At 51.9% G+C, this 1875-nt stretch carries 1 protein-coding gene; it reads left to right on the top strand.

Translation table 11 applies throughout. The features are described 5' to 3' along the window. Positions 1-1875 (top strand): GP88 family protein (locus ACO6V1_RS23740; RefSeq protein WP_422469036.1); only part of this gene is annotated, 1875 nt, incomplete at both ends.

The following is a 1875-nucleotide window of genomic DNA, read 5'->3' as shown; positions in this document are numbered from 1 at the left end:
GAGCTGATCGACCAGACCAACCAACAACTGGAGAGAGACTATGGCGACAAGAGCACTCCGATCAAGGACCCGAAAACGACCCGGCAAACCGGACCTTTTCAAGATGCTGAAGGCAGCAACGGAAAAGGTGAACCGGGAGAACCCGCAGGGCGAGCAACTGAGTCTGCCAGAGAAGCCCAAAGGGATGAAGTAGACGACCTGCTGGATGCCGTTGATGATGGCACCCTGGACAGTGATGAATGGACGGATGATGACTTTGCGGGGATTGAGGAAGGCAAAGGCAAATACAACAGCCGCAATGCGCCCCACTATTCGGTGCCTGGGATCAAGAGTCTGGGCGGTGCAGAACGGGCGGCTGTCAAGCGGTATCTGGATGGCCGGGAGGATAAGGTCGGTATTGTCCAGCGGCTGAAAAAGCTGGCCGATACCCCGTGGGCAAGGAAGACCGTGCAGTCCATATTGATCCGGCAGACCATTGATGATCTGGTGGTTGGGCGTGAGGTGGATTACCGGTCGCTGTTGTCTGCAAAGGAAAGCAGTAGCTTGATGAAAGCCCTGAAGCAGGAAGGGGAAGCCGGACTCTGGCGTTATCTGCATTCCGAGGATGTTATGGGTCATGCAGGAAAACCCCAGAACAGCATTAACGGCAGCTTTGTGGATTGCCTGCCCAGTAAAGCCTGTGCCACGTTCTGCTACGCCACAAAGGGAAATTACCGGTTCAGCAATCCGTTGATTAAATCTGAAGTGGTGAACTGGGCAGTAGAAAACAATCCGGTTCGTACCGCCAAGCTGGCAGCAGTCAACTATAAAAGCACCGCAGAGTATTATCAGGATAAAGCCCTGCGATTGTTTGATATGGGCGATGGTTCGCAGGCGTGGCTGCCGTTCATTAAACAGATGAACAAGGACGGTATTCGCTTACAGATATTCAGTAAGAATCCTGAGTTTTTACGCCAGATTCCAGCGCAAAACTGGGCAGCTCTTTCCGTGGATAACACTAATTTCGATATGGCAGCGGCTCACCCCGACCTGGCATTGGCGATGGTGTTTGACGGCAGTCCGAACGATATTGAATTTGCAAGGTCAAACTTAGACAGGATCATGGTGATTCTGCCCATTAAGCAGGGGCAGAAGGTGTTGTCGGATAAGGCTACCCTGCGCCGGATGCTGGGCAAGGATGCCATGAAGCGGGTCTGCCCGATTGACGGTGGCTGGAAGAAGATCGAACACCCTACTGATCCGAAGAAGAATTTCAACTGCACCTCCTGTGACCGTTATGGTGGGATGGGTTGCTTTGCAGGGAATGTTACTAAAAAGGTGATGCAGGCTTTTACGGATGCGCCTTTTGAAAAGAATCTGAAAGAACTGAAACAGGAGATAGAGAATGAACCTGAAAAGTATGGAGGCAAAAAGGCATCTGCAAAGCTCCTTGGAGACCTGGACAAAATCCTATCTGCGGTTCGGGCATCTGCTGACGCCAGAGCAGAAAAAGGAAATGCAGAAGCATCAGAAGATGAAGCTGGAAGCCATATCGGACTTCGACAAATTGATGAACCAGGGGGTGAGTACAGAGCCGGAGAAAACGAAAAACAAAGCGGAGTAGAAGAACGCAAGCGCCGTGGCAAAAAATCTAATCTGGAAGATGCCGGTCAGAAAGACCTGTTCGCCTCCCCTGATCTGTCCGGTGAAGAACGCAAGCAGCAAATCATCGAGAACCAGCGTGTTCTAGTTAAGCACGTTGAAACCGGCACCATAAGGGCAGGCACCGACACCATCCACACCCACAACGACCTTGCCCACTTCATCGCCCCGATCCGCAAGCTGGCGCAGGAGGAAATGTACGCCATTGTGCTCGATGGCAACGACAAGGTAATT

This window comes from Endozoicomonas sp. ALC013 (assembly GCF_049310205.1).
Taxonomy (GTDB): domain Bacteria; phylum Pseudomonadota; class Gammaproteobacteria; order Pseudomonadales; family Endozoicomonadaceae; genus Endozoicomonas.
Note: the sequence above shows the minus strand (reverse complement) of the source record. Positions and strands in the feature narration are given on the sequence as shown.